At 61.0% G+C, this 24410-nt stretch carries 24 protein-coding genes and 2 tRNA genes; 13 read left to right on the top strand and 13 right to left on the bottom strand.

Annotation, left to right across the window (positions count from 1 at the left end):
- Positions 1-94: 94 nt before the first annotated feature.
- Positions 95-895 carry an iron-sulfur cluster carrier protein ApbC gene (gene apbC / locus SR908_RS01480; RefSeq protein ID WP_246923125.1) on the top strand — a complete coding sequence of 267 codons (801 nt, stop codon included), beginning with the start codon at positions 95-97 and terminating at the stop codon, positions 893-895.
- Positions 896-1054: 159 nt separating this feature from the next.
- Positions 1055-1621, top strand: coding sequence for a dCTP deaminase (dcd, locus tag SR908_RS01475; protein WP_040241625.1), 567 nt, complete (start codon positions 1055-1057; stop codon positions 1619-1621).
- 88 nt (positions 1622-1709) lie between these two features.
- Here the strand turns inward: dcd and purN are convergent, their stop codons facing one another.
- Positions 1710-2447, bottom strand: coding sequence for a phosphoribosylglycinamide formyltransferase (purN, locus tag SR908_RS01470; RefSeq protein ID WP_246922789.1), 738 nt, complete (start codon positions 2445-2447; stop codon positions 1710-1712).
- Positions 2444-3523: a phosphoribosylformylglycinamidine cyclo-ligase gene (purM, locus tag SR908_RS01465; RefSeq protein WP_246922786.1), complete on the bottom strand. Its 1080-nt coding sequence runs from the start codon at positions 3521-3523 to the stop codon at positions 2444-2446. The genes purN and purM overlap by 4 nt, the downstream gene beginning before the upstream one ends.
- A gap of 182 nt (positions 3524-3705) precedes the next feature.
- Here purM and SR908_RS01460 point away from each other — a divergent pair, with 182 nt between their 5' ends.
- Together SR908_RS01460 and hda are read left to right on the top strand one after the other, a co-directional pair.
- The gene (locus tag SR908_RS01460) at positions 3706-4797 is read left to right on the top strand and encodes an AI-2E family transporter (RefSeq protein ID WP_097022910.1); all 1092 of its coding nucleotides are present in this window, start codon (positions 3706-3708) and stop codon (positions 4795-4797) included.
- The gene (gene hda / locus SR908_RS01455; RefSeq protein ID WP_246922783.1) at positions 4794-5492 is read left to right on the top strand and encodes a DnaA regulatory inactivator Hda; all 699 of its coding nucleotides are present in this window, start codon (positions 4794-4796) and stop codon (positions 5490-5492) included. Before SR908_RS01460 ends, hda begins: the two co-directional genes overlap by 4 nt.
- A gap of 9 nt (positions 5493-5501) precedes the next feature.
- On the opposite strand, the gene SR908_RS01450 is transcribed toward hda, so the two are convergent.
- Positions 5502-5927 carry a secondary thiamine-phosphate synthase enzyme YjbQ gene (locus SR908_RS01450; protein WP_246922780.1) on the bottom strand — a complete coding sequence of 142 codons (426 nt, stop codon included), beginning with the start codon at positions 5925-5927 and terminating at the stop codon, positions 5502-5504.
- 181 nt (positions 5928-6108) lie between these two features.
- Here SR908_RS01450 and SR908_RS01445 point away from each other — a divergent pair, with 181 nt between their 5' ends.
- Positions 6109-7488 (top strand): class II fumarate hydratase, encoded by a 1380-nt coding sequence (locus tag SR908_RS01445; protein WP_246922777.1) that lies wholly within the window; start codon positions 6109-6111, stop codon positions 7486-7488.
- A 102-nt stretch (positions 7489-7590) separates the two neighbouring features.
- On the opposite strand, the gene SR908_RS01440 is transcribed toward SR908_RS01445, so the two are convergent.
- The 3 genes from SR908_RS01440 to SR908_RS01430 all read right to left on the bottom strand — a co-directional run bounded on the left by SR908_RS01440 (position 7591) and on the right by SR908_RS01430 (position 11221).
- Complete coding sequence (locus SR908_RS01440; protein WP_322527377.1) at positions 7591-8691, bottom strand: endonuclease/exonuclease/phosphatase family protein; 1101 nt, start codon at positions 8689-8691, stop codon at positions 7591-7593.
- Positions 8692-8821: 130 nt separating this feature from the next.
- A complete protein-coding gene (glpD, locus tag SR908_RS01435; RefSeq protein WP_246922754.1) occupies positions 8822-10327 on the bottom strand; it encodes a glycerol-3-phosphate dehydrogenase in 1506 nt (501 codons plus the stop codon).
- A gap of 129 nt (positions 10328-10456) precedes the next feature.
- A complete protein-coding gene (locus SR908_RS01430) occupies positions 10457-11221 on the bottom strand; it encodes a DeoR/GlpR family transcriptional regulator (RefSeq protein WP_246922751.1) in 765 nt (254 codons plus the stop codon).
- Positions 11222-11579: 358 nt separating this feature from the next.
- Here SR908_RS01430 and SR908_RS01425 point away from each other — a divergent pair.
- A tRNA-Val gene (locus tag SR908_RS01425) sits at positions 11580-11656 on the top strand.
- Between the two features lie 56 nt (positions 11657-11712).
- Positions 11713-11789 (top strand) — tRNA-Val (locus SR908_RS01420).
- A gap of 65 nt (positions 11790-11854) precedes the next feature.
- Here SR908_RS01420 and SR908_RS01415 read toward each other — a convergent pair.
- The 4 genes from SR908_RS01415 to SR908_RS01400 form a co-directional block, all read right to left on the bottom strand.
- The gene (locus SR908_RS01415; RefSeq protein WP_097022904.1) at positions 11855-12328 is read right to left on the bottom strand and encodes a GAF domain-containing protein; all 474 of its coding nucleotides are present in this window, start codon (positions 12326-12328) and stop codon (positions 11855-11857) included.
- An 82-nt stretch (positions 12329-12410) separates the two neighbouring features.
- The gene (locus tag SR908_RS01410) at positions 12411-13238 is read right to left on the bottom strand and encodes a MetQ/NlpA family ABC transporter substrate-binding protein (RefSeq protein ID WP_097022903.1); all 828 of its coding nucleotides are present in this window, start codon (positions 13236-13238) and stop codon (positions 12411-12413) included.
- Positions 13239-13363: 125 nt separating this feature from the next.
- On the bottom strand, positions 13364-14017 hold the full coding sequence (locus SR908_RS01405; RefSeq protein WP_246922748.1) for a methionine ABC transporter permease: 654 nt from the start codon (positions 14015-14017) through the stop codon (positions 13364-13366).
- Positions 13998-15041: a methionine ABC transporter ATP-binding protein gene (locus SR908_RS01400; protein ID WP_246922745.1), complete on the bottom strand. Its 1044-nt coding sequence runs from the start codon at positions 15039-15041 to the stop codon at positions 13998-14000. The genes SR908_RS01405 and SR908_RS01400 overlap by 20 nt, the downstream gene beginning before the upstream one ends.
- Before the next feature lie 469 nt (positions 15042-15510).
- Here SR908_RS01400 and SR908_RS01395 point away from each other — a divergent pair, with 469 nt between their 5' ends.
- From SR908_RS01395 to SR908_RS01370, 6 genes are all read left to right on the top strand, one after another.
- Positions 15511-16125 carry a riboflavin synthase subunit alpha gene (locus SR908_RS01395; protein ID WP_246922742.1) on the top strand — a complete coding sequence of 205 codons (615 nt, stop codon included), beginning with the start codon at positions 15511-15513 and terminating at the stop codon, positions 16123-16125.
- A 123-nt stretch (positions 16126-16248) separates the two neighbouring features.
- A complete protein-coding gene (locus SR908_RS01390) occupies positions 16249-16794 on the top strand; it encodes an adenine phosphoribosyltransferase (protein WP_097022899.1) in 546 nt (181 codons plus the stop codon).
- Positions 16795-16859: 65 nt separating this feature from the next.
- On the top strand, positions 16860-17348 hold the full coding sequence (gpt, locus tag SR908_RS01385) for a xanthine phosphoribosyltransferase (RefSeq protein ID WP_097022898.1): 489 nt from the start codon (positions 16860-16862) through the stop codon (positions 17346-17348).
- Positions 17349-17389: 41 nt separating this feature from the next.
- Entirely contained in the window at positions 17390-18091 is a 702-nt protein-coding gene (ung, locus tag SR908_RS01380; RefSeq protein ID WP_246922727.1) for a uracil-DNA glycosylase, read from the top strand.
- 127 nt (positions 18092-18218) lie between these two features.
- Entirely contained in the window at positions 18219-18848 is a 630-nt protein-coding gene (upp, locus tag SR908_RS01375; protein WP_097022896.1) for a uracil phosphoribosyltransferase, read from the top strand.
- Between the two features lie 114 nt (positions 18849-18962).
- Positions 18963-20210 (top strand): uracil-xanthine permease family protein, encoded by a 1248-nt coding sequence (locus tag SR908_RS01370; protein WP_246922724.1) that lies wholly within the window; start codon positions 18963-18965, stop codon positions 20208-20210.
- Positions 20211-20213: 3 nt separating this feature from the next.
- Here SR908_RS01370 and SR908_RS01365 read toward each other — a convergent pair whose 3' ends face one another.
- From SR908_RS01365 to SR908_RS01355, 3 genes are read right to left on the bottom strand one after another with little or no spacing between them, the layout of a single operon-like run.
- Complete coding sequence (locus SR908_RS01365; protein ID WP_246922721.1) at positions 20214-20801, bottom strand: cupin domain-containing protein; 588 nt, start codon at positions 20799-20801, stop codon at positions 20214-20216.
- A gap of 58 nt (positions 20802-20859) precedes the next feature.
- On the bottom strand, positions 20860-22956 hold the full coding sequence (locus tag SR908_RS01360; RefSeq protein ID WP_246922718.1) for a sensor histidine kinase: 2097 nt from the start codon (positions 22954-22956) through the stop codon (positions 20860-20862).
- Positions 22953-24314 carry a sigma-54-dependent transcriptional regulator gene (locus SR908_RS01355; protein WP_246922715.1) on the bottom strand — a complete coding sequence of 454 codons (1362 nt, stop codon included), beginning with the start codon at positions 24312-24314 and terminating at the stop codon, positions 22953-22955. The genes SR908_RS01360 and SR908_RS01355 overlap by 4 nt, the downstream gene beginning before the upstream one ends.
- Positions 24315-24410 lie beyond the last annotated feature (96 nt).

The following is a 24410-nucleotide window of genomic DNA, read 5'->3' as shown; positions in this document are numbered from 1 at the left end:
AGTGCCATCGCGGGACGTTATACTGGGTGTATCGAGCTGCCAGCCTGGCTGGCGCACTGCAGATGAGCATACCGTGGAAAGGAGAGTTGCTGTGATCGAAGGCGTGAAGCATATCGTCGCCGTGGCGTCGGGCAAGGGGGGCGTAGGCAAGTCCACCGTGACCGTCAATCTGGCCCTGGCGATGGCCGCCGAGGGGTACCGAGTGGGGCTGCTCGATGCCGATATTTACGGTCCCAGTCAGGCGCAGATGCTGGGAATCGCGCCAGGTGTGCGGCCGCAGCCGGCGGGCGAAAATGCCTTCAAGCCGCTGGAGGCCCATGGTCTGCAGGCCATGTCCATGGCGTTCATGGTGGATGTCGACGAACCCATGGTCTGGCGCGGTCCAATGGTGGCCGGCGCCTTCCAGCAGTTGCTCAACCAGACCGCCTGGCAGGACCTGGATTACCTGTTCGTCGACATGCCACCGGGCACCGGCGACGTGCAGTTGACCCTGGCGCAGAAAGTGCCGGTCAGCGGTGCGGTGATCGTGACCACGCCTCAGGACATTGCGCTGCTCGATGCCAAGAAGGGTATCGAGATGTTCCGCAAGGTCAACGTGCCGGTGCTGGGGGTCGTCGAGAACATGAGCCAGCATATCTGCTCGCAGTGCGGCCACCAGGAGCCGATCTTCGGTAGCGGGGGCGGTGAGCGTATCGCAGAGCAGTACCAGACTCGGCTATTGGGCCAACTGCCCCTCGACGGCACGATTCGCGAGCAGGTCGACGGCGGCAAGCCCAGTGTGATCGCTGACCCGGAAGGAAGCGTCGCGCAGACCTTCCGTCAGGTGGCGCGTTCCGTGGCCGAGGGGATCGACGCGCAATCCGATGAGTCGCCGACCATCAGCTTCGGCGAGTGACGTTCGCCACGTAACGTTTGCGTGACGCGATGGGGCCGTTATCATAACGGCCCCCTTTGTTTTCAAGGACCGAGTTTTCACGGACCGAGTGTTCACAGACCCAGCGTTCGCGGAGACGACCCGATTTCATCGCGAAAGCGCACTGAGCAGGAAACTTCAATGAGCATCAAATCCGACAAATGGATTCGGCGCATGGCCGAGGGCCAGGGCATGATCGAGCCGTTCGAGGCGGACCAGGTTCGTTACGTGAATGAGCAGCGGGTGATTTCTTATGGCACCTCCAGCTACGGCTATGACGTGCGCTGCGCCGATGAATTCAAGGTGTTCACCAATATTCATTCGGCCGTGGTCGACCCCAAGGGGTTCGATGAGAAGAGCTTCGTCGACGTCAAGGGCGATGTCTGCGTGATCCCGCCCAACTCCTTTGCCTTGGCGCGCACCGTGGAATATTTCCGGATTCCGCGCAGCGTGTTGACCATCTGTCTGGGCAAGTCGACTTACGCGCGTTGCGGCATCATCGTCAATGTCACGCCGCTGGAACCCGAGTGGGAAGGCCACGTCACGCTCGAATTTTCCAACACCACCAACCTGCCCGCACGCATCTATGCCAATGAAGGCGTGGCGCAGATGCTGTTCCTGGAGTCCGACGAGGTCTGTGACGTTTCTTACAAGGACCGTGGCGGCAAGTACATGGGGCAGAGAGGTGTGACGCTACCGAGGACGTAAGCAGCGAGCTACGGGCAACGGGCCACGAGCAGCGAGCCAAAATGCTGCCGAAGCCCGAAGCCCGAAGCCCGAAGCCCGAAGCTGTGTTCTATCCTTCTTCGTCGAGTTCTTCCGCGGCGTCTTCATGCGACATCCGCAGTCCGGTGGGCGGCAGCGGCATACCGTCGAATTGAGCGCCTTCTGCACCCAGGCGCAAGCGGCCTTCGAGAAACCAGCGCACGGCGATGGGGTAGATCAGATGCTCGCGGGCGTGGACTTTTTCTATCACTTGCTCGGCGGTAGCATCGGGATCGACCCTGAGAGCGGCCTGCAAGGCCACCGGTCCGCCATCGAGTTCTTCGGTGACGAAGTGCACGCTGGCGCCATGCTCCGACACGCCATCGGCCAGAGCACGGCTATGCGTGTCCAGCCCCGGGTAGTCCGGCAATAGCGAAGGGTGGATGTTGAGCATGCGGCCGGCATAGCGATGCACGAATGTCGGGGTCAGAATGCGCATGAACCCTGCGAGTACGATCAGATCCGGCGTATGGCGGTCGATCACCTTGATCAAGGCGCGGTCGTAAGCTTCGCGATCGTCGTACTCCCGATGCGGCAGCACGACGGAGTCGACACCGGCTTCCTTGGCACGAATCAGGCCGTAGGCATCGCCTTGATTGGAGATCACGGCAACGATCTCGCCGCCTAGCTCGTCGTGTTGCTGCGCGTCGAGTAGCGCCTGCAGATTGCTGCCATTGCCGGAGATCAACACCACGACGCGACGCTTCTCGGCCGGTTCCGCTTCGAAGTCGTTGCCGTCGGGGGTGTCGGCTTGAGTCGTAGCATTCATGAGCGGACGTTCTCCAGACGAACTTGTTCTTCCTCATCCTGGCGCGCGACGATGTCGCCGAGACGATGTACCGTTTCGCCGGCGGCTTCTAGCGTGGCCTGGGCGTGTTCGGCCTGCGCCGCAGGTACCACCACGACCATGCCAATGCCGCAATTGAGCACGCGATGCATCTCGTGTTCGTCGACGTTGCCTTCACGTTGCAGCCAGTCGAAGACCGCAGGTCGTGTCCAGCTTGCGGCGTCGATGCGCGCGGTGAGTGTATCGGGCAGCACGCGAGGCACGTTCTCGAGCAGGCCGCCACCAGTGATGTGCGAGAGGGCGTGCACGGCCACGTCGCTGTCCTTGATCAACGACAACAGCGGCTTCACGTAAATGCGTGTCGGCGCCAGCAAGGCGTCACGCAAGGTCACGCCGTCGATCTCGGTGTCAAGGTCGGCCTGGCTGACGTCGAGAATCTTGCGGATAAGCGAGTAGCCATTGGAGTGCGGGCCGGAGGCGGCGAGCCCGAGTAGCACATCACCCTCAGCAACACGGCTGCCATCGAGGATTTCGGATTTCTCGACCACGCCGACGCAGAAGCCGGCCAAGTCGTAGTCGCTGCCCGCGTACATGCCGGGCATTTCGGCGGTCTCGCCGCCGATCAGTGAGCAGCCTGCCTGGGCGCAACCTTCGCCGATACCGGTGACGACATCGGCGGCAATCTCGACATCCAGCTTGCCAGTGGCATAGTAGTCGAGGAAGAACAGCGGCTCGGCGCCGGCGACGACCAGGTCGTTGACGCACATGGCGACCAGGTCGATACCGATGGTGTCATGGCGCTCAAGGTCCATGGCCAAACGGAGCTTGGTACCTACGCCGTCGGTGCCGGAGACCAGCACCGGTTCGCGGTAACCGCTGGGCAATTGGCACAACGCGCCGAAGCCGCCCAAGCCGCCCATTACTTCAGGGCGGGAGGTGCGTTTGGCGACTCCCTTGATGCGTTCGACGAGCGCGTTGCCGGCGTCGATGTCCACGCCGGCATCCTTGTAGCTGAGGGATGCGCGGGAAGAGGTGGGCGTGTCCGAACTGCGAGTCATGGGCATTCCTGTCAACAGTGTGCCGATCGCGGGGCGATCGAGCGAAGCCGATGGCGCCGCCTGGCGCCCGAGGCCAGGGCGGTATAAGGGAAGCCAGCATTGTAGCATTGCCCCACGGGAGGCGCATCGCCCGCGCAGGCGTGTAGAATCGAAACCAAACGAGCCGGGAGATACGTATCGCAATGACACGCATACAAGTGTGGAGCCTTCTGGGCGCGGCGGGATTGATCTGGTTGCTCGTCTTGCTGGAGCCCATCTTGATGCCGTTTTTCGTCGGCATGATTTTGGCCTATCTAGGTGACCCAGTGACTGACTGGCTGGAGGCGCGCGGCTTGTCGCGCCGGCTCTCGGTAAGCGTAGTCTTCCTCGTGTTGGCGCTGTCCATGGTCTTGGCGTGCCTGATTCTGATTCCCTTGCTGGGACGCCAGCTGGCGCAGCTGGTCGAATCCTTCCCGGCCATCTTCAACTGGGTGCAGTCGGTGGTGCTACCGGAGGTCCAAGCCGTGACAGGCGTGGATCTCAGCGCTGATTTCGATCAACTGCGCAGCACCTTGATGGAGAACTGGCGCGAGACCGGCACAGTGGCGGCTGCGATTTTGGCCCAGGCGTCCAAGTCAGGCATGGCGTTCGCCGTGTGGATGGGCAATCTGGCGCTGATTCCCGTGACGACCTTTTACTTTCTACTCGACTGGGATCGGCTCAAGGCACGCCTGCGCGATTTGCTGCCGCGTCATGTCGAGCCAACGATCACGCGCCTGAGCCATGAATGCGACGAGGTGTTGTCGGCCTTTCTGCGCGGGCAGTTGCTGGTGATGCTTAGTCTGGCGGTGATCTACGCGACGGGGCTGAGTCTGCTCGGCCTGCGTTTCGGACTACTGATCGGACTGGTGGCCGGGCTGGCCAGCATCGTGCCGTATCTCGGCGTGATCGTGGGGATCAGCATTGCGGCTCTGGTAGCGTTCTTTCAGTTCGGCGAATGGCTGCCCTTGCTGGGCGTGGCCGTGGTGTTCGGTGTCGGCCAGGTCGTCGAAAGTACGTTACTCCAGCCCGTCCTGCTGGGGGACAAGATCGGCCTTCATCCGATTGCGGTCATCTTCGCGGTCCTGGCGGGGGGGCAGCTGTTTGGCTTCACCGGCATTCTGCTGGCGTTGCCGGTTGCCGCTATCGTCATGGTAGTATTGCGTTACCTTCATGAGCGCTATAAAAACAGTCGCTTATACGATACTTCCCGCCACGATGGCGCCTCGCACGAAGGCGATGAGGAAAGGTCATGACCGGGTCCGCGCAGTTGCCACTGGGAGTGGGGCTGAGTGACGATGCAACGTTTGCCAACTTCCATGCGTCGAGCAATGCGCCATTGCTCGAACGCCTGCGTAGCCAGCTCGACACGGATGGCGAACCTTTTCTGTTTCTATGGGGCGCCCCCGGCAGCGGTCGCAGCCATCTGCTGCAAGCCGCCTGCCACGAAGCCGGCGACCGGGGCGGGCGTGCCTTGTACCTTCCCTTGCGCGACTTGGGCCACTTTCCGCCGCATATGCTAGAGGACCTCGAACGCCTGGACCTGGTGGCGATCGACGATCTCTCTGCGGTACTCGGGCGCAAGCGCTGGGAAGAGGGGCTGTTTCATTTCTTCAACCGTATGCGCGATGCCAACAAGCGCCTAGTGATCGCCGCCGAGGCCGCGCCACGCCAGTTGCCCACCGTGCTGCCCGATCTTTCCTCGCGCTTGAGCTGGGGAGTGACCTTCCATGTGCAGTCCCTGGACGACAGCGGACGCTTCGAGGCTTTGCAACTGCGGGCACGGGTGCGTGGTATGCAGCTCCCCGACGAAGTCGCGCGCTATATTCTGCATCGAGGCCCGAGACAGCTTGCTGCGCTATTCGATGCCCTTGCGCGTCTCGATCACGCCTCGCTTTCCGCTCAGCGGAAGTTGACCATTCCCTTCGTCAAGCAGGCGCTGGGCTGGTAATGAGCCGCGTCACGTATCGTCTCCGTTGAGGGTGGCGAGAATGCGGCGCGGCCCGCCGTGCTGACGATGCTCCCCTAGCCAGATGCCTTGCCAGGTGCCGGTGGCGAGTCGCCCCGACTCGACGGCGAGCGTCAATTGCGTGCCGAAGAGACTGGCCAGAACGTGTGCCGGCATGTCGTCCGGCCCTTCCAGCGTGTGGCGCATGCCGTCGATACCTTGAGGCGCGAGCCGTTCGGCGTAAAGAGCCATGTCGTGACGCACGTCGGGATCGGCGTTTTCATTGAGGGTGAGCGATGCGGACGTATGCAGCAGTTGGAGATGCAAGAGTCCGAGACGCACGGAGGCGAGTGCCGGAAGCTGGTCGATGATCTCGTCGGTGACGAGATGGAAGCCCTGATGGCGTGGACTCAGAGTGAGCGTGGTGCGATGCCACATGATGGATTCTCCCGAGAGGTAGTGACGATGCCTTGAAAGGCGCTATCGGCAGCACAATTTCACATTGATAGTCGCCGGGCTCGTGTGCGCCAGAGGGGCGACCGTCATGATCGTCGATAGCGACGGGGTATCGCCATGATGGGGCGCGTGCACGGTGGTCTCAACCGATCAGGAGGGTGTGATGAGCGAGACACGCATTGAACGCGACAGCATGGGGGAACTCGAGGTTCCTGCCGACGCACTGTATGGCGCCCAGACGCAACGTGCCATCAACAATTTTCCTGTCAGTGGGCAACCCATGCCCCCCGCGTTCATTCAGGCCGTGGCACGGGTCAAGCTGGCGGCGGCGAACGTCAATCATGACCTTGGCCTGCTTGACGCCCAGCGCGCAGAGGCGATCAGCAAGGCGGCCCAGCGTCTCGTCGATGGCGAGCATGGCGACCAGTTTCCGATCGATGTCTTCCAGACGGGGTCGGGCACATCGACCAACATGAACGTCAACGAGGTGATTTCTCATCTCGCTAGCGAGAGCGGCACCGAGGTCGGCCCCAATGACCATGTCAACATGGGGCAGTCGAGCAACGACGTGATTCCCACGGCGCTGCATCTTTCGGCAGCGTTGGAGGTCGAGAAAACGCTGCTTCCCGCCTTGCGTCACCTGCAGTCGTCCATCGATGCCAAGGCGCACGAGGTGGATGATGTCGTCAAAACGGGGCGTACCCATCTGATGGACGCCATGCCGGTGCGCATGAGCCAGGAGCTTGGTGGCTGGTCCAATCAGGTCGCTCAGGCCATCGAACGCCTGGAAGGTACCCAGCAGCGGCTGACCCGCCTGGCGCTTGGCGGCACGGCGGTGGGCACGGGGATCAACGCCCATCCCGAATTCGCTGAACGGGTCGCCAAGGCGCTGAGTGAGCAGACGGGGCTCAACCTGCGCCCCAACGATAGCTTCTTTGCCAGCCTGGGGTCGCAGGATGCCGCCGTCGAGCTTTCCGGTCAGCTACGTACCTATGCCTGCGCGGTGATGAAGATCAGCAATGATCTGCGCTGGATGAATTCGGGCCCCTTGGCGGGGCTGGGCGAGATCGAGCTCGAGGCCTTGCAGCCAGGTAGCTCGATCATGCCGGGCAAGGTCAATCCGGTGATTCCCGAGGCGGCGGCGCAGACCGCAGCGCAGGTGATCGGGCTGGATAGTGCGATCACGGTGGCGGGGCAGAGTGGCAACTTCCAGCTCAATGTCATGCTGCCGTTGATTGCCTCGAACCTGCTGACGTCGCTTCGATTGATGTCCAGCGCCAGCACGCTACTCGCCGATCGCGCCATCGCGACCTTCAATGTGCGTCGTGACAATATAGAAGCACCGCTGTCTCGCAATCCCATTTTGGTGACCGCGCTCAACTCGGTAATCGGATACAACGCGGCGGCGCAAGTCGCCAAGAAGGCCTATCAGGCAGGGCGGCCGATCATTGATGTGGCCGAGGAAGAAACCGAGTTGTCCCGCGAGGAACTCGAACGTCTCCTCGATCCCACGCAGCTGACACAAGGCGGTATCCCCGAATGACGTAACAAAACGGCAGATGTTGCCTTTCTTGGGCGTCCTCACGGGCGCCCAATTTATGTGGTTCATTGCACTTTGCTGTCTCGGCTTTAGGCAACGATGAGCTCAATCGTCGTTCTTGACGGGCTCCTCGCCGCGCCGGTCGTGGGCTTCCTCGACGGTTTCCTCGGCATCCTGTCGTTCTTCGCGGTCCGCCTCCGGGCTGTCGTTTTCATCGGCGCGTGCCGGTCGATAACGGAAGGTCGCGAGAATGGGAAAATGATCGGAACCGAACGCCGAGAGGCGGCGTAGTGCGACCAAGGTGAAGTGCTCGCTGACGAAGACGTGATCCAGCGGCCAGCGCAGCCAACGATATTCGGCGTGGAAGGTGCTGTACAGGCCACGTCCGCGACGAGGGTCCAGCATGCCACTGATGCGGCAGAACAGGCGTGTCGTCTTCGACCATGCCACGTCGTTGAGATCGCCGGCGACCAGCGTGGGTTGATCCGAGTCACGGACCGTCTGGCCGACGAGCAACAGCTCGGCATCGCGCCATAGCGATTCATCGCTTTCGCCGGGTGCGGGTGGCCGAGGATGTACGGCATGGAAACGCACACGCTCGCCACCAGGCAGCTCGAACCAGCCGTGTATCGACGGGATGTCGTCCTGGATCAGCCACTCGATATGCGGCTCATGCAGCGCGAGACGCGAATACAGGTGCATGCCGTAGAGGTTGTCGAGGGGAATCTTGACGGTATGAGGGTGGCTCGCGCTCAGCGCCTCGTCGAGGCGCTCTTCCCACCAGGCGTCCGACTCCAGGGTCAGCACGATGTCGGGGTCGACCTCGTGAATCTGGCGCATCAGCGACGCAGCCTGGCGGTTGGGCGTGAGAACGTTAGCGACCAGCAACGAGAATTGACGTGAGGCGTCCTCGCCTTCGGCATCCACTACCTGGCGTGCCGCCATTGGTGTCCAGGGAAAAATACGCGTGCCTTGCACGCCAAGTACGATCAAACTCGCGATTGCGCCAAGCCAGCCCAGTGGCGACCATGGCAGCACACACAGCAAGGCAATGAAAATCACGACGGCGAATGCCGCCAGTTGCATGCGGGGAAAGTCGAAACCGCGCACCCACCAGTAGCGTAAATCCAGCCACGGAATGGCGGTGGCGATAAACGCTACAAACGCGAGCAGGGCAAGCGCTATCTCAGCGATATACTCAATCATCATGGCCTCGTTTAGGCGGCGCCGGCCCTGGCTCCATGCCGGGGCGTTACCGTCCATGGTCAGCGTTGAGATTGAGGGTAGCAGGCTAAACGGTGATGGCGCCAAGCAACCGCGTCATTACATGGCCGCGTCAGGCCGCATGCCCTTGGCAATGACGATTGAGATAGGCGGTCAGGCGCTGATGTTGTTCGGGCGTGAAACGCAGGCCCAGTTTGGTGCGTCGCCACAGGATATCGTCCGGTGAACGCGCCCATTCCTCATGCATCAAATAGTCGACTTCGGCCTGCGTGAGGCCGGCGCCGAAGGCCTCGCCAAGCTGATCTTCGCGGCTGACGCCGTGCAGGAAGCGCAAGCATAGTGTGCCATAGCTCGAGGCGAGACGCCGCGCCCGGGCTTCTCCCAAAAACGGATAATCGCGAACGAGTTGCATGGTAAATGCCTCGCGCGAGTCGATGTCTCCGCCGGGGAGCGATTTCTCGGCGGTCCAGGGCGTTCCTGTCTCGTTGAAGTAGGGCTTCAATTGCTCGAGGGCGGCTTCGGCCAGCTTGCGGTACGTGGTGATCTTGCCGCCGAAGACTGACAGCAGCGGTGCGCCGCGTGCGTCGAGATCGAGCGTATAGTCGCGCGTCATCGCCGAGGGATCAGCGGATTCGTCATCGCACAACGGCCGCACACCAGAGAAGGTGGTGACGATGTCCGTGCGAGCGAGCGTCTGGGTGAAATGCTGATTGACCACGTCGAGTAGATAGTCGATTTCCTGACCGCTGGCGCTGACCTGGGCAGGATCGCCTTGGTAGCGTACGTCGGTCGTGCCGATCAGGCTGTAGTCCTGCTGATAGGGCAAGACGAAGACGATACGCCGATCCTGGTTCTGCAGGATATAGGCGCGCTCGTCGGTATTGAGGCGTGGCACGACAATATGGCTGCCTTGAATCATGCGCACCCCGTAACGCGAATCGCGCTGAGCGTTTTCGCGTACCACCTGCTCCACCCAAGGCCCGGCGGCGTTGACCAGAGTGTGCGCGTATCGTGTGTGGCGCTTGCCAGTGCTGACATCTTCCAGCGTGATGTGCCAGAGGCCGTCTTCTTCCTGAGCCCCGACGCAGCGGCTTCCCACTTGGATGTCGGCGCCGTGTTCGCGCGCCTGCATGGCGTTTAGCACGACTAGCCGGGCATCATCGACCCAGCAATCGGAATATTCAAAACCGCGCTTGATCTCTGGTTTGAGGGGGCTTTGGGCGTCGAAGCGCAACCCTTTAGAGGCAGGAAGGCTGGCACGCTGACTGAGGTGATCGTAAAGGAACAGGCCCGTGCGGATCATCCAGGCCGGACGTAAATGCGGCTGGTGCGGAAGAATGAAGCGCAATGGCCAGACGATATGCGGTGCCTTGCGTAACAGCACTTCACGCTCATGCAGCGCTTCGCGTACCAGGCGAAATTCCCGATGCTCCAGGTAGCGCAGGCCACCATGGATCAATTTGCTGCTCGCCGAGGAGGTCGCGCTGGCAAGGTCGTTTTGTTCGCTCAGGGCAACGCGCAAGCCTCGGCCTGCAGCATCATTGGCGATACCGGTACCGTTGATGCCACCGCCGATGACGAAGAGATCGAGTATGTCCTGTCGGGGGGAGGCGTTCATGGCAAGCTCCGCAAGGTTGGTTTCGCAAATCGATTGTTCGGATATGAAAATAGCGTAATCGAAAACGAACATCAAGCCGGCGAAACGAACACGGCGTCACTCAGTGACGCCGTAAGCGGGGCGGGGCGGTCAAGCGTCGGCGATATGCAGTGTTACACCATGTTCGCGTAGCAAGCGCAGGATGCCGTCGGGTGGTTGGCGGTCGGTGAACAATGCATCGATCTGTGAAATGTTGCCCTGGCGTACCACGGCATTGCGCTGGAATTTGGAGTGATCGGCGGTCAGGAAGACCTGGCGCGAGTTGCGGATGATCGCCTGGGCGACACGGACTTCCTGATAGTCGAATTCGAGCAACGAGCCGTCATCGTCGATGCCGCTGATGCCGATGATGCCGTAGTCGACCTTGAACTGATTGATGAAGTCGATCGTGGCCTCGCCAATGATGCCGCCGTCGCGTGAGCGTACCTGACCGCCGGCGAGGATGACGTTGAAGTCTTCCTTGTGCTGAAGGATTGCCGCCACGTTGAGATTGTTGGTGATGACCTCGAGGCCCTGATGTTCGCGTAGCGCCTCGGCGACCATTTCATTGCTGGTGCCGATATTGATGAATAGGGAGGCGGAGTCGGGAATCTGTGCGGCGACGCATTCAGCGATGTGCTGCTTGGCATCGGCATTGAGTGTCTTGCGCGTATGATAGGCGGTGTTGACGGTGCTCGATTCGAGGCCGGCTCCTCCGTGCACGCGCTTGATAATGCCTTCGTCGGCCAATTGGTTGAGGTCGCGGCGAATTGTCTGTGGCGTGACGGAGAAATGCTGTGTGAGCTGCTCGATAGAGGCGTAGCCCTGATGCTTGACCAGGGTGACGATGGCCTCGTGGCGGTCTTGTTGTGTCATGGGATGTTCCGTTACCTGGCGAGTAAAACGGCCGATGAATGAGCCATGTCTTTTGGGTAGACGCGAACGTTGCACAGACGGTGCAGTGCGGGCTGGAAAGCTATGTTAAACCATGAATTAGTGCGGAAAAAGGCATTATGAATTGTTGTAAAACGAAAGCACGCAAAGATGTTGTCCGCTAAAACGAACTTTTATAAGCAGACACGTAAATGACAAGGTGTTCGCGTCAAGCGTTTGAACCTTGGCGAATTTTTGGGTCGGGTCTTGCATTTTTCTACGGCCTGCGTAAAATACGCATCCGTTGCCGAGGTGAGAGTCGGCAACGGCAGTCATGGCATTGCCACAGCTAATGTAGAATAGGACCGTAGCTCAGTTGGTTAGAGCGCCACGTTGACATCGTGGAGGTCAGCGGTTCAAATCCGCTCGGTCCTACCAGCACTACTTGATGCCCGCGGTACTTAGCGTTGAAAAGCTGCCAACAATCGATTTGCAGGACCGTAGCTCAGTTGGTTAGAGCGCCACGTTGACATCGTGGAGGTCAGCGGTTCAAATCCGCTCGGTCCTACCAGAATATTGAACGCCCCCGCTGTCTTGCAGCGGGGGCGTTTGCGTTAGGGCTTCGTGCCGCGGAGCTTATCCAGTCACTGTGGGTGTGGAGAGGTCGCTGGCGTTGATGAGGATTTCGACCAGTCGCTCGATCCCGTGTTGGTCGTCTTCGCTGAAGCGCTCAGGGCGTGGGCTGTCGAGATCCAGCACGCCCCAGAGTTCGCCGTCGTGCACGATGGGCACCACCAGTTCCGAGCGCGACGCGGCATCGCAGGCGATATGGCCCGGAAACGCGTGGACGTCCGCGACGCGCTGCGTTTGCCGGGAGGTCGCGGCAGCGCCGCAGACACCTTTCTCGAAAGGGATGGGGTTGCAAGCCGGCATGCCTTGGAAGGGCCCGAGGATGAGCGTGCCGGGCTGGCGTTGCAGATAAAAGCCGGCCCAGTTGAGGTCGGGGATTTCATGCATCAAGAAGGCACAGGTCTGGGCCGTATTGGTCAGCCAGTCGCGCGTGTCCAGCAGGGTTTCGAGCTGGCGGGCGAGCAGGGCGTAGTCACTCATGATGTCTCCAAACGAATGAGGATGATAACGAAACAGGCCGACCCCGTAGGGCCGGCCTGTCGAACGAAATGGCGGAGAGCGATTACTCCCAGCCGGGAACCGCTGCGCCCTTGAACAGTTCGTTGGCCTTGTCGATGACGGCCTGCGACTGATACGCCTTGACCAGATTCTGGATCGCTTCGTCGTCCTGCTTGTCTTCACTCGTCACGATCAAATTGACGTAGGGCGACTCCGGTCCTTCCTTGATCAACGCGTCGTCGAGACTGAGACCTGCCGGCTGAGCGAAGGTATTGTTGATGAAGGCCAGGTCGACATCGGGCAGCACGCGCGGCAGCTGGGCGGCTTCGATTTCACGGAATTCGTAGTCATGCGGGTTGTTGCTGATATCCACCGGTGTTGCTTCGAGATTCTCCGGGTCGTCGAGCTCGAGCAGCCCTTCGTTGTGCATCAAGATGAGCGAGCGTCCCTCGTTGGAAGGGTCGTTAGGCAGTGCGATGGTTGCCCCGTCGGGGACGTTGGAGATGTCGTCGTAGCGCTCGGAATACGCACCGATCGGGTAGACGAAGGTCTTGCCAGCGATGACGAAGTCGTAACCGCGATCCTCGACCATGCTGTTCAGGTACGGCTCATGCTGGAAGGCATTGGCATCCAGGCTGCCGTCGGCGAGGGCGGCATTGGGCGAGACGTAGTCGGTGAACTCGACGATTTCGATATCGAGATTGTATTCGTCCTTGGCGATCTGCTTGGCGACTTGCATGACGTCCGTTTCCGGGCCGGCCACGGTGCCTACCTTGATCGACTGCGTCTCGGCATCGTCGCTGCCGCAGCCGGCAATCAGGCCGGCGCCGAGCAGTGCCGCGGCGCCGAACAGGCGAGCGGGGCGTAGAACGTGAGCCAGGGCGTTGTTCATCGTATGTTCTCCTTGAGCGAGATGGTGCTGCCGGCAGGGAGTGCCGGCTCCCGAAAGCATTTATGCTTTTTTGAGTATAAAAGTGCTGCCTATTATAGCTTTGCGTTTACCCTCTGACCACGCACTCATTTGTGGTCGGCCTTGCGCACGAGACGATCGCCAAGGCTTTGAAAGCCCTGCACCATGACCACCAGTATCGCCACCGTGATGAGCATGATCAGCGGCTCGAAACGGTTGTAGCCGTAACGGATGCCCAGGTCACCTAGACCGCCACCGCCAACGGCACCGGCCATGGCCGAGTAGCTGACCAGCGTGACCACAGTGATGGTCAGGCCGTTGATGATGCCGCCCTTGGCTTCCGGCAGAAGCACCTTGGTGATGATCTGCAGCGGGGTGGCGCCCATCGCCTGAGCGGCTTCGATGAGTCCCGGAGGAATCTCGTTGAGGGCGCCTTCGACCAGGCGCGCGACGAAGGGAATCGCGGCGATGATGAGTGGCACTATGGCGGCGTTGGTGCCGATGGAGCTGCCGACGACGAGGCGCGTGAAAGGGATGATCGCTACCATCAGAATGATGAAGGGAATCGAACGCCCGATATTGGTGACGACGCCCAGTACGCGCTGGGCGACTGGTTGCGCGAGGATCTGCCCCGGCCGCGTGACGTAAAGCAGAACCCCGAGAGGAATGCCGATCACGGCCGAGACCGCACCCGACAGAGCGACCATATAGAGTGTATCGAGCGTGGCCTCGAGAATCAGTTCAAGCATTGCGCTGGACATGGCCGAGTACCTCTACATTGATGTCGTGGGATTCGAGTTGCTTGAGTGCTTGTGACGTCGTCTCGGGCGTGCCGACGAGCTCGGCGATCATCAGGCCCAGCGTGCGGCCCTGAATCGACTCCACCTTGGCTTGCAGGATGCTGACATCGACGCCGCTATCGCGTGCCAGACGCGAGATGAGCGGCGTGGCGACATTGGCACCAGAAAACGCCAGGCGTACCACGGGGTGCGTATGCTCGCCTGGTGTTTCCTCGAGACGCTCGACCAGCGCCTGCGGTGGCTCGAGTTCGAGAAAGGCGTTGAGAAAATCGCGCCCTAGTCGTGTAGCCGGTGCAGTGAAAAAGTCGCCGACGTCGGCTTCTTCCACCAGTTCGCCATCCGAGATCAGGCCGACGCGGTGGCAGATGCTCTTGACCACTTCCATCTCATGGGTAATGAGCAAGATGGTCAGCCCCAGCTTACGGTTGATGTCCTGCAACAGTTCGAGGATCGAGGCCGTCGTCTGTGGGTCGAGGGCGGAAGTCGCCTCGTCGCACAGGAGTACCTTGGGGCGGCTAGCGAGTGCACGCGCGATGGCCACACGTTGCTTCTGCCCGCCCGAGAGTTGCGCCGGGTATTGTGTAGCCTTGTCGGTCAGGCCCGTGAGGTCGAGCAGCGGCTCGACGCGCTCGCGAATCTCGCCTTTCGAGACACCCATCAGCTCCAGCGGCAGCGCCACGTTGTCGAAAACCGTGCGCGAGGCAAGCAGGTTGAAATGCTGGAAAATCATGCCGAGCTGGTGGCGTGACTGACGCAGGGCTTCGCTGTCCTGCCGGGTCAAGTCCTGGCCGTCGACGATGACATTGCCCTCGGTCGGGCGCTCGAGAAGGTTGACGCAGCGAATCAGCGTCGACTTACCCGCGCCGGACAGCCCGATTACGCCATGGATGGCACCCTTCGGGACTTCCAGGTCGATATTTTTGAGGGCATGGACCGCTGTGGGGCCGGCCCCATAAGTTTTGGAGACACCTTCGAGTTTGATCATCGTCTTCGTTTGGGTCGATGCGTTGGGACGTCATGGCCAGTGGCACGCCGGCGACCATGGGTGGTCGAAGCGGGTCATGCCTGGAGTGGCGTCGCATGTGGCAAAGCCCAGCATTATAACGAGGCTGGACTGCCTGTGTGGCGGGATTTGTAGGCTGTGGCCATAAAAAAAGGCCACCCAGGCGGGTGGCCATCAACGCTGGACACACCCTTTTAGCGGTATTTCCCCGGGACAGGCCCGGGCGCGCCCGCAATCTGGGTACAAATCGGCGCTCAAGAAGCCGCGGATTCTAGTGAGCGCTTCGATACCTGTCAATGTCTCTAGGCCAAGTGCTGGCATTCAAGGGCTTGATTGAGAAAGATCGCCTGTTTTTGAGGCTTTGAAAGGTATAGGTGCCTGACGATGGGTGCCTATGGGTCATGTTAGAATGATGGCTGTCGAGCGTGACAGGATTGGTCAAGGAGTCGAGATGTTTACCGGTATCGTGCAAGGCGTGGGGACGGTGGTGGCCGTGGAAGAGGAAACGCAGTTCCGGCGCCATGTCGTGGCGTTTCCCGACGGCATGACGGAGGGGCTCGAGACCGGTGCCTCGGTGTCGCACAACGGATGCTGCTTGTCGGTGACTTCCATCGAGGGGGATCGAGTGTCCTTCGATCTGATGCGTGAAACATTGCGCCTCACCAACTTGGGCGCGCTGGGCGTCGGCGATCACGTCAACCTCGAGCGTGCTGCACGCATTGGGGACGAGATCGGCGGCCATGCGATGTCCGGCCACGTCATCTGCCAAGCGGCCCTGGAAGAGCTCGAGGAGGCCCCGAACAATCGTCGTCTGTGGTTTGCGTTGCCCGACGAGCATGCGCGGTTCTTGTTCGAAAAAGGTTATATTGGCGTCGATGGCATCAGTTTGACGATTGGTGCGCTCGAAGGTGGGCGTTTCTGTGTCGACCTAATACCCGAGACATTGTCGCGGACAACATTGGGTGAGCGCATGCTGGGAGACCGGGTCAATATCGAGATCGACCCGCAGACCCAGGCCATTGTCGAGACGGTCGAGCGGGTCATGGCGGCGCGTGGCGCGGTATAAAACTGCACAGGGATCGAGGTTCTGACGCGCACCCTCGATTCCTGGCGTTGCATTGGGTACCATTTGCGGCTTTGTCCGCTGCCCGTCGCGGCTAAACCGCGTGCATTGCTGATGGAGCCTCAGATGAGCATTTATGGCGATTATATAAAGTCGGTCATTCGCACCGTCCCCGATTGGCCCCAGCCGGGCGTCAACTTCCGTGACATTACGCCGGTGCTGCAGAACAGTGCCGCATTCCGCAAGCTCATCGATAGCTTCGTGCACCGTTATCAGGAGCTCAATCTGGATGCGATTGCCGCTATCGATGCGCGCGGTTTCATCATCGGGGCGCCGGTCGCCTATGAGCTCGGCTGTAGTTTCGTACCGGTACGCAAGAAGGGAAAGTTACCGTTCAAGACCATCAGCGAGACCTATACGCTGGAATACGGTGAATCCACCGTCGAATTGCATTCCGATGCTTTTCGCGAAGGTGATCGTATCCTGGTGATGGATGACCTGATCGCCACCGGCGGCACCATGCTGGCAGCGGCGTCACTGATCCAGCGCAGTGGTGGCCAAGTCGTCGAGACGGCGACCATCATCGACCTTCCCGAGCTCGGCGGCGCGCAGAAGATCCGCGATGCCGGCCATGGCGTGTTCGCCGTTTGCACTTTTACCGAACACGAATGACGAGCGTGGGCGCGTGGCTGTCGCGCGCCCGATAGCCCCTTATTATTCCTCCGTGTGGTCTTCCCATGAGTACTGATCGCTATCACCAGCAGTTCACCGTTTCCTGGGACCAGTTGCATCGCGATGTGCGTGTTCTGTGTCACCAACTTGTCGAGCGAGACTTCAAGGGCATCGTCGCGATTACCCGTGGCGGCTTGATTCCCGCTGCATTGATTGCGCGTGAACTCAACGTGCGCCTGATCGATACCGTTTGCATCAAGAGTTACGAGCACAAGGAACAGGGCGGCTTGAACGTCATGAAGGGCGTCGATCATGATGGCGACGGCTGGTTGTTGGTCGACGATCTGGTCGATACTGGCAATACAGCGCGGGCGGTGCGTGAGATGCTGCCCAAGGCGCATTTCGTGACCATCTATGCCAAGCCGGAAGGCCGCCCGTTGGTCGATCAGTGCTTGACCGAGGTCGCACAGGATTGCTGGATTCAGTTCCCCTGGGACATGGGCATTGCGTATGTCGAGCCGCTGGTTGACCAGGTGCGTTCGCGCGATTCATGAGCCCCGTCGCCAAACGTAAGCGCAAGTAAGGAAGGTGCGTGATGTCTCAAGTCTTGCCGGATAGTTGGCAGCGTCATCTGGGCCCGGAATTCGAGGCGCCCTACATGCAGTCGCTGCGTGCGTTTCTAGCGCGCGAAAAAGATGCGCGCAAGGTGATCTATCCGCATTCTGATCATTGGTTTCGTGCCTTTGAGCTGACGCCGCTGGATCAGGTTCGCGTAGTGGTTCTGGGGCAGGACCCGTATCACGGGCCATACCAGGCGCATGGGCTGTGCTTCTCGGTGCGCCCCGGCATTCCTGCGCCGCCTTCGTTACAGAACATCTACAAGGAACTGGCGCAGGACGTGGGCACGACACCGGTCTCGCACGGTTTTCTCGAGTCTTGGGCACGGCAGGGCGTGTTGCTGCTCAATAGCGTGTTGACCGTCGAGCAAGGCAACGCGGGTGCGCATCGGGGGCAGGGCTGGGAGGCCTTCACCGATCGTGCAATTCAGGTGGTCAACGAGCAATGCGATGGAGTGGTTTTCTTGCTATGGGGGAGTTACGCCCAGAAGAAGGCATCGTTCGTCGACCGTCAAAAACATCTGGTATTGCATGCCCCGCATCCCTCGCCTTTGTCGGCGCATCGAGGCTTCTTCGGTCAGCGTCACTTCTCTCAAGCCAATGCCTTTCTGGCCGCCCGGGGCCGAGAGGGCATCGACTGGCAATTGCCGGCACAGCCCGAGTTCATCCAGTCCCCTTAACCCGCGCTCCCTGGCACGCTAGAATACGTGCCAATCCGAACCGCTTTCCGGCCGCATCCGTGAGGTGCCCGCATGGCCGGCGTGGAGTGCGGTTCGGCTCGTCATCGCCGAAAGGATATCCCCCGACATGAGCGTTCATGCCATTCAGCATCCCCTGGTCAAGCATAAGTTGGGCCTGATGCGCGAAGCCGGTATCAGCACCAAGAACTTCCGTGAGTTGGCCAGCGAAGTCGCCAAGTTGTTGACCTATGAAGCGACGCAGGATCTCGAGACTCAGAAGACCGAGATTCCGGGATGGAGCGGTGGCTTGCTCGAGGTTGAACTGCTCAAGGGTAAGAAAGTCACGGTGGTTCCCATTCTGCGCGCCGGTCTGGGCATGCTGGATGGCGTTACCGATCTCATCCCTAGCGCGCGCGTCAGTGTAGTGGGGCTTTATCGCAACGAAGAAACACTGGAACCGGTGCCGTATTTCGAGAAGTTCGTCGGCGATCTCGACGAGCGCCTGGCGATCGTCATTGATCCCATGTTGGCCACCGGCGGCTCCATGGTGGCGACGCTGGATATGCTCAAGGCGCGTGGCTGCCCGCTGGTGAAAGTCATTGTTCTGGTCGCGGCGCCGGAGGGCATCGCCCGGGTGCAGGAGGCGTACCCCGAGGTGGAGATCTATACCGCCTCCGTCGATGAGCGCCTCGACGAGAATGGGTACATCGTCCCCGGCCTTGGCGATGCCGGCGATAAAATATTCGGCACGCGCTAAACGCCATCGGCTACGCAGCCCCTGATGTCTTGGACTCAGGGGCTTTTTTGAATCCCGCGCCCATGTGCAAGGCGCTTGCGTTCGTCTCGTTCCCTAGTTCGGAGAGTCTTTTTCATGTCGGATGCCGATCCTTCGCTCGCCACCTCCTCGTCAGGGTCGTCTTGGCCTCGTACTCTGCTCACAGGCGCACAGATGCTATTCGTGGCGTTCGGGGCCTTGGTGCTGGTGCCGCTGTTGACGGGGCTGGACCCAAGTGTGGCGTTGTTCACGGCGGGCATCGGCACCTTGATTTTCCAGTTCGTGACAAAACGCAGCATCCCGGTGTTCCTGGCCTCCTCGTTTGCCTTCATCGCGCCCATTCAGGGGTCGGTGGCCAGCTATGGCATCCCCGCCACGTTGGGCGGACTGTTCGTTGCGGGGCTCGTTTATGTAGTGATTTCGCAGATCGTGCGTTTGAAAGGCACCGCCTGGCTGCATCGCCTGCTGCCGTCAGTGGTGGTGGGGCCAGTGATCATGGTCATCGGTCTGGCATTGGCGCCCGTCGCGGTGGATATGGCCACGGGCGAGAACAGCGACATGGGGTACGCACAGGCGGTCACGCTGTCGATGGCCAGCCTGTTGGTGACGCTGGTATTGGCGGTCTTCGGGCGTGGCTTGATTCGCTTGATTCCGATCATGGGCGGGGTTGTCGTGGGCTATGCGCTGGGGTTGGCTATGGGCGTGGTCGATCTGGCGCCGGTACATACCGCTGCCTGGCTGGCGTGGCCCGATTTCGTGGCGCCAACGTTCAGCATGGCGGCGATCCTGTTCATGATCCCGGTGGCCATTGCGCCGGTGATCGAGCACATTGGCGACATGGTGGCGATCGGCTCGGTGACAGGACGCAACTATCTGGATAAGCCGGGGTTGAAGCGCACCTTGCTTGGAGACGGCTTGGCAACCTCCGCGGCGGCGCTTTTGGGAGGGCCACCCAACACGACTTATTCGGAGGTCACCGGGGCGGTGACGCTGACCCGCAATTTCAATCCGGCGATCATGATCGTCGCGGCCTGTACCGCCATCGTGCTGGCGTTCGTCTCCAAGCTCGGGATGTTACTGCAGACCATTCCCACGCCGGTGATGGGCGGTATCATGACGCTGTTGTTCGGTTCCATCGCGGTGGTAGGGATGAACTCCCTGGTGCGTGGGGGGCAGTCCTTGACCGCGCCGCGCAATCTCGTGGTGGTATCGTTGATTCTGGTCTTCGGGATCGGCGGCATGCAGCTTGGCAGTGGCGAATACGCCTTGCAGGGCGTGAGTCTAGCCGCCTTGGTCGGTATCGTTCTCAACTGGATCTTGCCGCCGGCCGCCGAACATGAATGATGCCTAGCGGCGATGGTGCGTGCTCGCGCCACCCTCTGAGAAGCCTGGCGGGGTGTTGGCGCTGACGATGACGCAGTCCGTGTCGCCGCTGTTGCGAAAGCGATGCGGCAGGCGCGAATCGAAATAGTAAGCGTCGCCCGCATGAAGGCATTGCGTGTCGCCATTGACGGTGAGCTCTATCATCCCGTTAATGACGACACCACCTTCCTCGCCCTCGTGTTCGAGCATGTCTTCGCCGGTATCTGCGCCTGGTGGATAGTGCTCATGGATGATCGACATGCCACGGCTAGGATGTCGCGCGGCGACCAGGCGCCAGGATAGGTTGCCGTCGCCGATTTCGGTGAGTTCCTCGGCACGATAGAAGAACTTCTCTTGAGGGCTGGTTTCCTCACCGGCGAAGAATTCGCTGATCGAGACCGGCATGGCGTCGAGGATCTTCTTCAGCGAGCTCACCGAAGGACTCACGCTATTCTGCTCGATGAGTGAAATCGTGCTGTTGGTCACGCCGGCACGTTTCGCCAGCTCGCGTTGCGATAAGTCGCGCAGCTTGCGCAATTGCTTGAGACGTGCGCCGACGTCGAATCCGCTCATGAATGATCCTTTGTGATAAGACGTTATCGGGTCATGATAGCGCCTCGGCGCGGCGATCTTAACCGCCACGTGAGGAAGGTGAGGTCATGTCGCTGAGCGACGCGATCAGTTTGCGCGTGGTGGCTTCCTCGGCGCCGCTGGGGAATGCCCGGCAGGGGAGCCAGACGTGGAAGATCGTGCCGCGACCGCGCGCCGAAACGGCCCACATCTCGCCGCCGCTTCGTCGTACGATGCCCGCGCTGATGGCCAGCCCAAGCCCGGAGCCCGCTTCGCGCGTGGTGAAGAACGGGTCGAAAATCCGGTCGCGTAGTTCGGGCGGAATGCCTGGTCCTCGATCGGCGACGCGAATTTCCACGCCGTCGAGGAGCCCATGTCCGGGAATCTCGCGCACGGCGTCGCGTGTCGCCAGATGAATGCTCATCGGGGAGGTGCTGGCTTGGGTGGCATTGAGCAACACGTTGATCAGCACCTGTTGCAATTGACCGCGGTGGCACTCGGCGCGCCTGGTGGCGTGTAGCGAACTGATCAGGCGATGGCCGTGCTTGTCGAGGGCGTGTCGGATCAAGAGCTCGGTGCCGGCGGCGATGGTGTTGATGTCTTCGGGGACGAAGGCGGGCTCATGACCGCCGGCACGGGAGTACTGCAGCAGGTTGTCTATCAGCGCACGAATACGCTCGACCTGGGCGATGATAGTGTCGACTTCGTCGCGTACGGGGGCGACATCGGAGCCAAGGTTATCGGCCAGTAACTCCACGTGGCCGAGGATCACGGCGGCGGGATTGTTGATTTCATGCGCGATACCGGCGGTCATCTCGCCCAGGGCGGCGAGCTTTTCCTGGGTCATCAGGCTGGCGCGAGCCTGCTTGAGCAAGGCGACATGCTCCTCGAGTGCACGTGTTTTCTCGGTCAGTGACTGGGTGCGGGTTTCGACGCGCCGCTCGAGGGTTTGGGCCGCACGTTGCAAGGCATCCTGATGGGCGTCCAGACGGTCGAGCATGGCATCGAATTCATGTGCTAGTTCGGCCAGTTCGTCCTGGCTGTCGAGATGGCCGATACGTAAGTGCCGGCCATCGCGGATGCCGTGTATCACGCGATGCATCCGGCGCACCGGACTGGCGAGTGCGTCGACGCCGCGAATCACCATCAAGCCTGAGATCAGGATGATGACGAGTAAGACGGCGCCGACCTGCAGCAGTGTGTCTCGGTAGAGGGCTTCATATGGTGCCAGGGGGAAACCGGCGTAGATCATGCCGATGCGTTGACCGGTCAGTGACTCGAGCGGGGCGTAGGCGGCGACGTACCAACCACTGACCACAAAGGCGTTGTCGATGAAGCGCTCGCCGCGCCCTAGAACCTGGCGACTAACGGGCTCGGAGACACGCGTGCCGAGGGCGCGCTCGCCGTTGGCCAGGCGTACATTGGTGGCGATGCGCACGTCATCGAGAAACAAGGTGACGCTGCCGGTGCTGCCTTCGGGGAGCGTCCCCGGGCCGTAGACCAGGTCACGAATCTCATCCACGGGCTCGGCATCGCCGTTGAGCAAGCGACCGCCATCAAGGAGAAGACGCAGGTTTCCTTGTTCATCATGGATGGGGTAGAGGGTGCGCAAGACCATGCCACGTGTTTCGCGTCGACGATCGCTGGGAGCTGCCTGCGGTGTGTCACGCAGTGGCAGGCGTGCCCGTCGGGCCAGTTCGGGGGCCAGCATCTCGAGCTGGGATGCCTCGAGCACATCCAGGCCGGATACGCCCTGTGTATCGCCTGTCGCCTGCAATCGGCGTTGCAATTCAGGGGGCTCGTTCAGCGCCTCGAGCGGCACCACGCGCAGCCAGTCCAGTTGCATCGCGTTTTGCGTTTCGTCGAGCAGTGCCTCGAGTGACTGAGATCCTTCGCCCTGCAGTGCCGAGGCGAGCGCGTGGCTGCGCGCCAATTCTTCGAGACGCGCTTGCTGTTGCTGGCTCACGCCGTCCAGCACGCGCGAGGCGACGGCCAAGTCGGCACGCACTTTCATGTACAGCTGGCGGTCGTTGTATGTCGAGGTCCAATACGCAGTGAGTCCCGCCAGAGCAAGTATCAGCAAGGCCAGGGGGGCGAAAGCGAGCCACAACAGCCGGCGTCGAATCGAGGCGCGCAACCAGCGGCGTAGGGCTCTCATGCGTTCAGGTCTTGCCAGGCATTGAGCTTGCGGTCGAGGGTCTTGCGCGATACGCCCAACGCGCGGGCGGCGCTGGATTTATTATGACCGTGGGATTCGAGTACACCCAATATATGCGCACGCTCGACGGCTTCCAGCGACCAGTCGCTGGGGTAGCCATGCGTGGCAACGGCACTGGGCGCGGTAGTCGTCTCATCGAGCATGTCGCTCGGGAGTTGGCCGAGGAGAATACAGCGTTCGATGAAATTCTTGAGCTCGCGGATATTGCCGGGCCAAGGGTAATGCGTCAGACGCTCAAGGTCGGCATGCTGCCAGGGCAGGGCGGCGAGCCCCAGGTCGCGAGACAGCTGTCGCGAGAAATGGTGGGCCAAGGCCGGTATGTCTTCAGGGTGTTCGCGCAACGCGGGGAGCGTCAAGGTGAGAACGTTGAGGCGAAAATAGAGATCCTCGCGGAAACGCCCCTCGCTGACCTCGTGCTGCAGGTTGCGGTGGGTGGCGGCGAGGATACGCACATCCACGGGCTGCTCTTGCTCGCTGCCCACCGGGCGAATGCGCTTGCTTTCGAGCACGCGCAGCAGCTTGGCCTGCATTGCCAACGGCATCTCGGCGATTTCATCGAGGAACAACGTGCCGCCATCGGCATAGGTGAACAGCCCTTCGCGGGCCTTGACCGCGCCGGTGAAGGCGCCCTTGACGTGACCGAAGAGCTCCGATTCCAGCAGGTCGCCGGCGATGGCGCCGCAATTGAGGGGCACGAAGGCGCCGAATCGCCCTGAGAGGCGGTGCAGGTCGCGCGCCACGAGTTCCTTGCCGGTGCCCGATTCGCCATGGATCAAGACGGCCGAGGGGGTCGGTGCGACGCGCTCGGTGATCGTTCTGACCTGAGCCATGGCGTGGCTATCCCCGATCATGCTTTCGTCGGGGCGGTGCAGGCGCTGAGTCTCGCGCTTGAGCACGAAATTCTCGCGCGCTAAGCGACGCTGGGCCAGGCAACGGTCGACGGCGCTTTGCAACTGCTCGAGACGAAACGGCTTGATGATGAAGTCGCTGGCCCCGGCGCGCAGTGCCTTGACCGCCATGTCGAGGTCGGCGTAGGCGGTCATGAAGATGATATCGCTGCGCCGTTCGGGACCGAGCGCCTCGTGCCATTCGATGCCCGAGCGGTCTGGCAGGCGGATATCGACCAACAGCAGGTCGAAGTGCAGCCGCTGACGCAAGGCTTCCGCGGCGCTGAGTGAGTCGGCGACCTCGACCAGCGCGAAGCGCGATGCCAAAGCCTTGGCTAGATAGCTGCGCATGCCGGGCTCGTCATCGACGATCAACACTGAGGCGGTTGGCAGTTCGGTGGATGCGGTCATGAGCGACGTTCCCTGAGTGGCGGGACATAGTGTCCCGTCATTGGGTCAATTTGTTACATTCGTTGCGCACCTAGATTATTTTCATGGTAAAAGGCG

The sequence above is a fragment of the Chromohalobacter canadensis genome (assembly GCF_034479555.1).
Taxonomy (GTDB): Bacteria; Pseudomonadota; Gammaproteobacteria; order Pseudomonadales; family Halomonadaceae; genus Chromohalobacter; species Chromohalobacter canadensis.
This window is presented reverse-complemented; position numbering and strand designations above follow the sequence as displayed.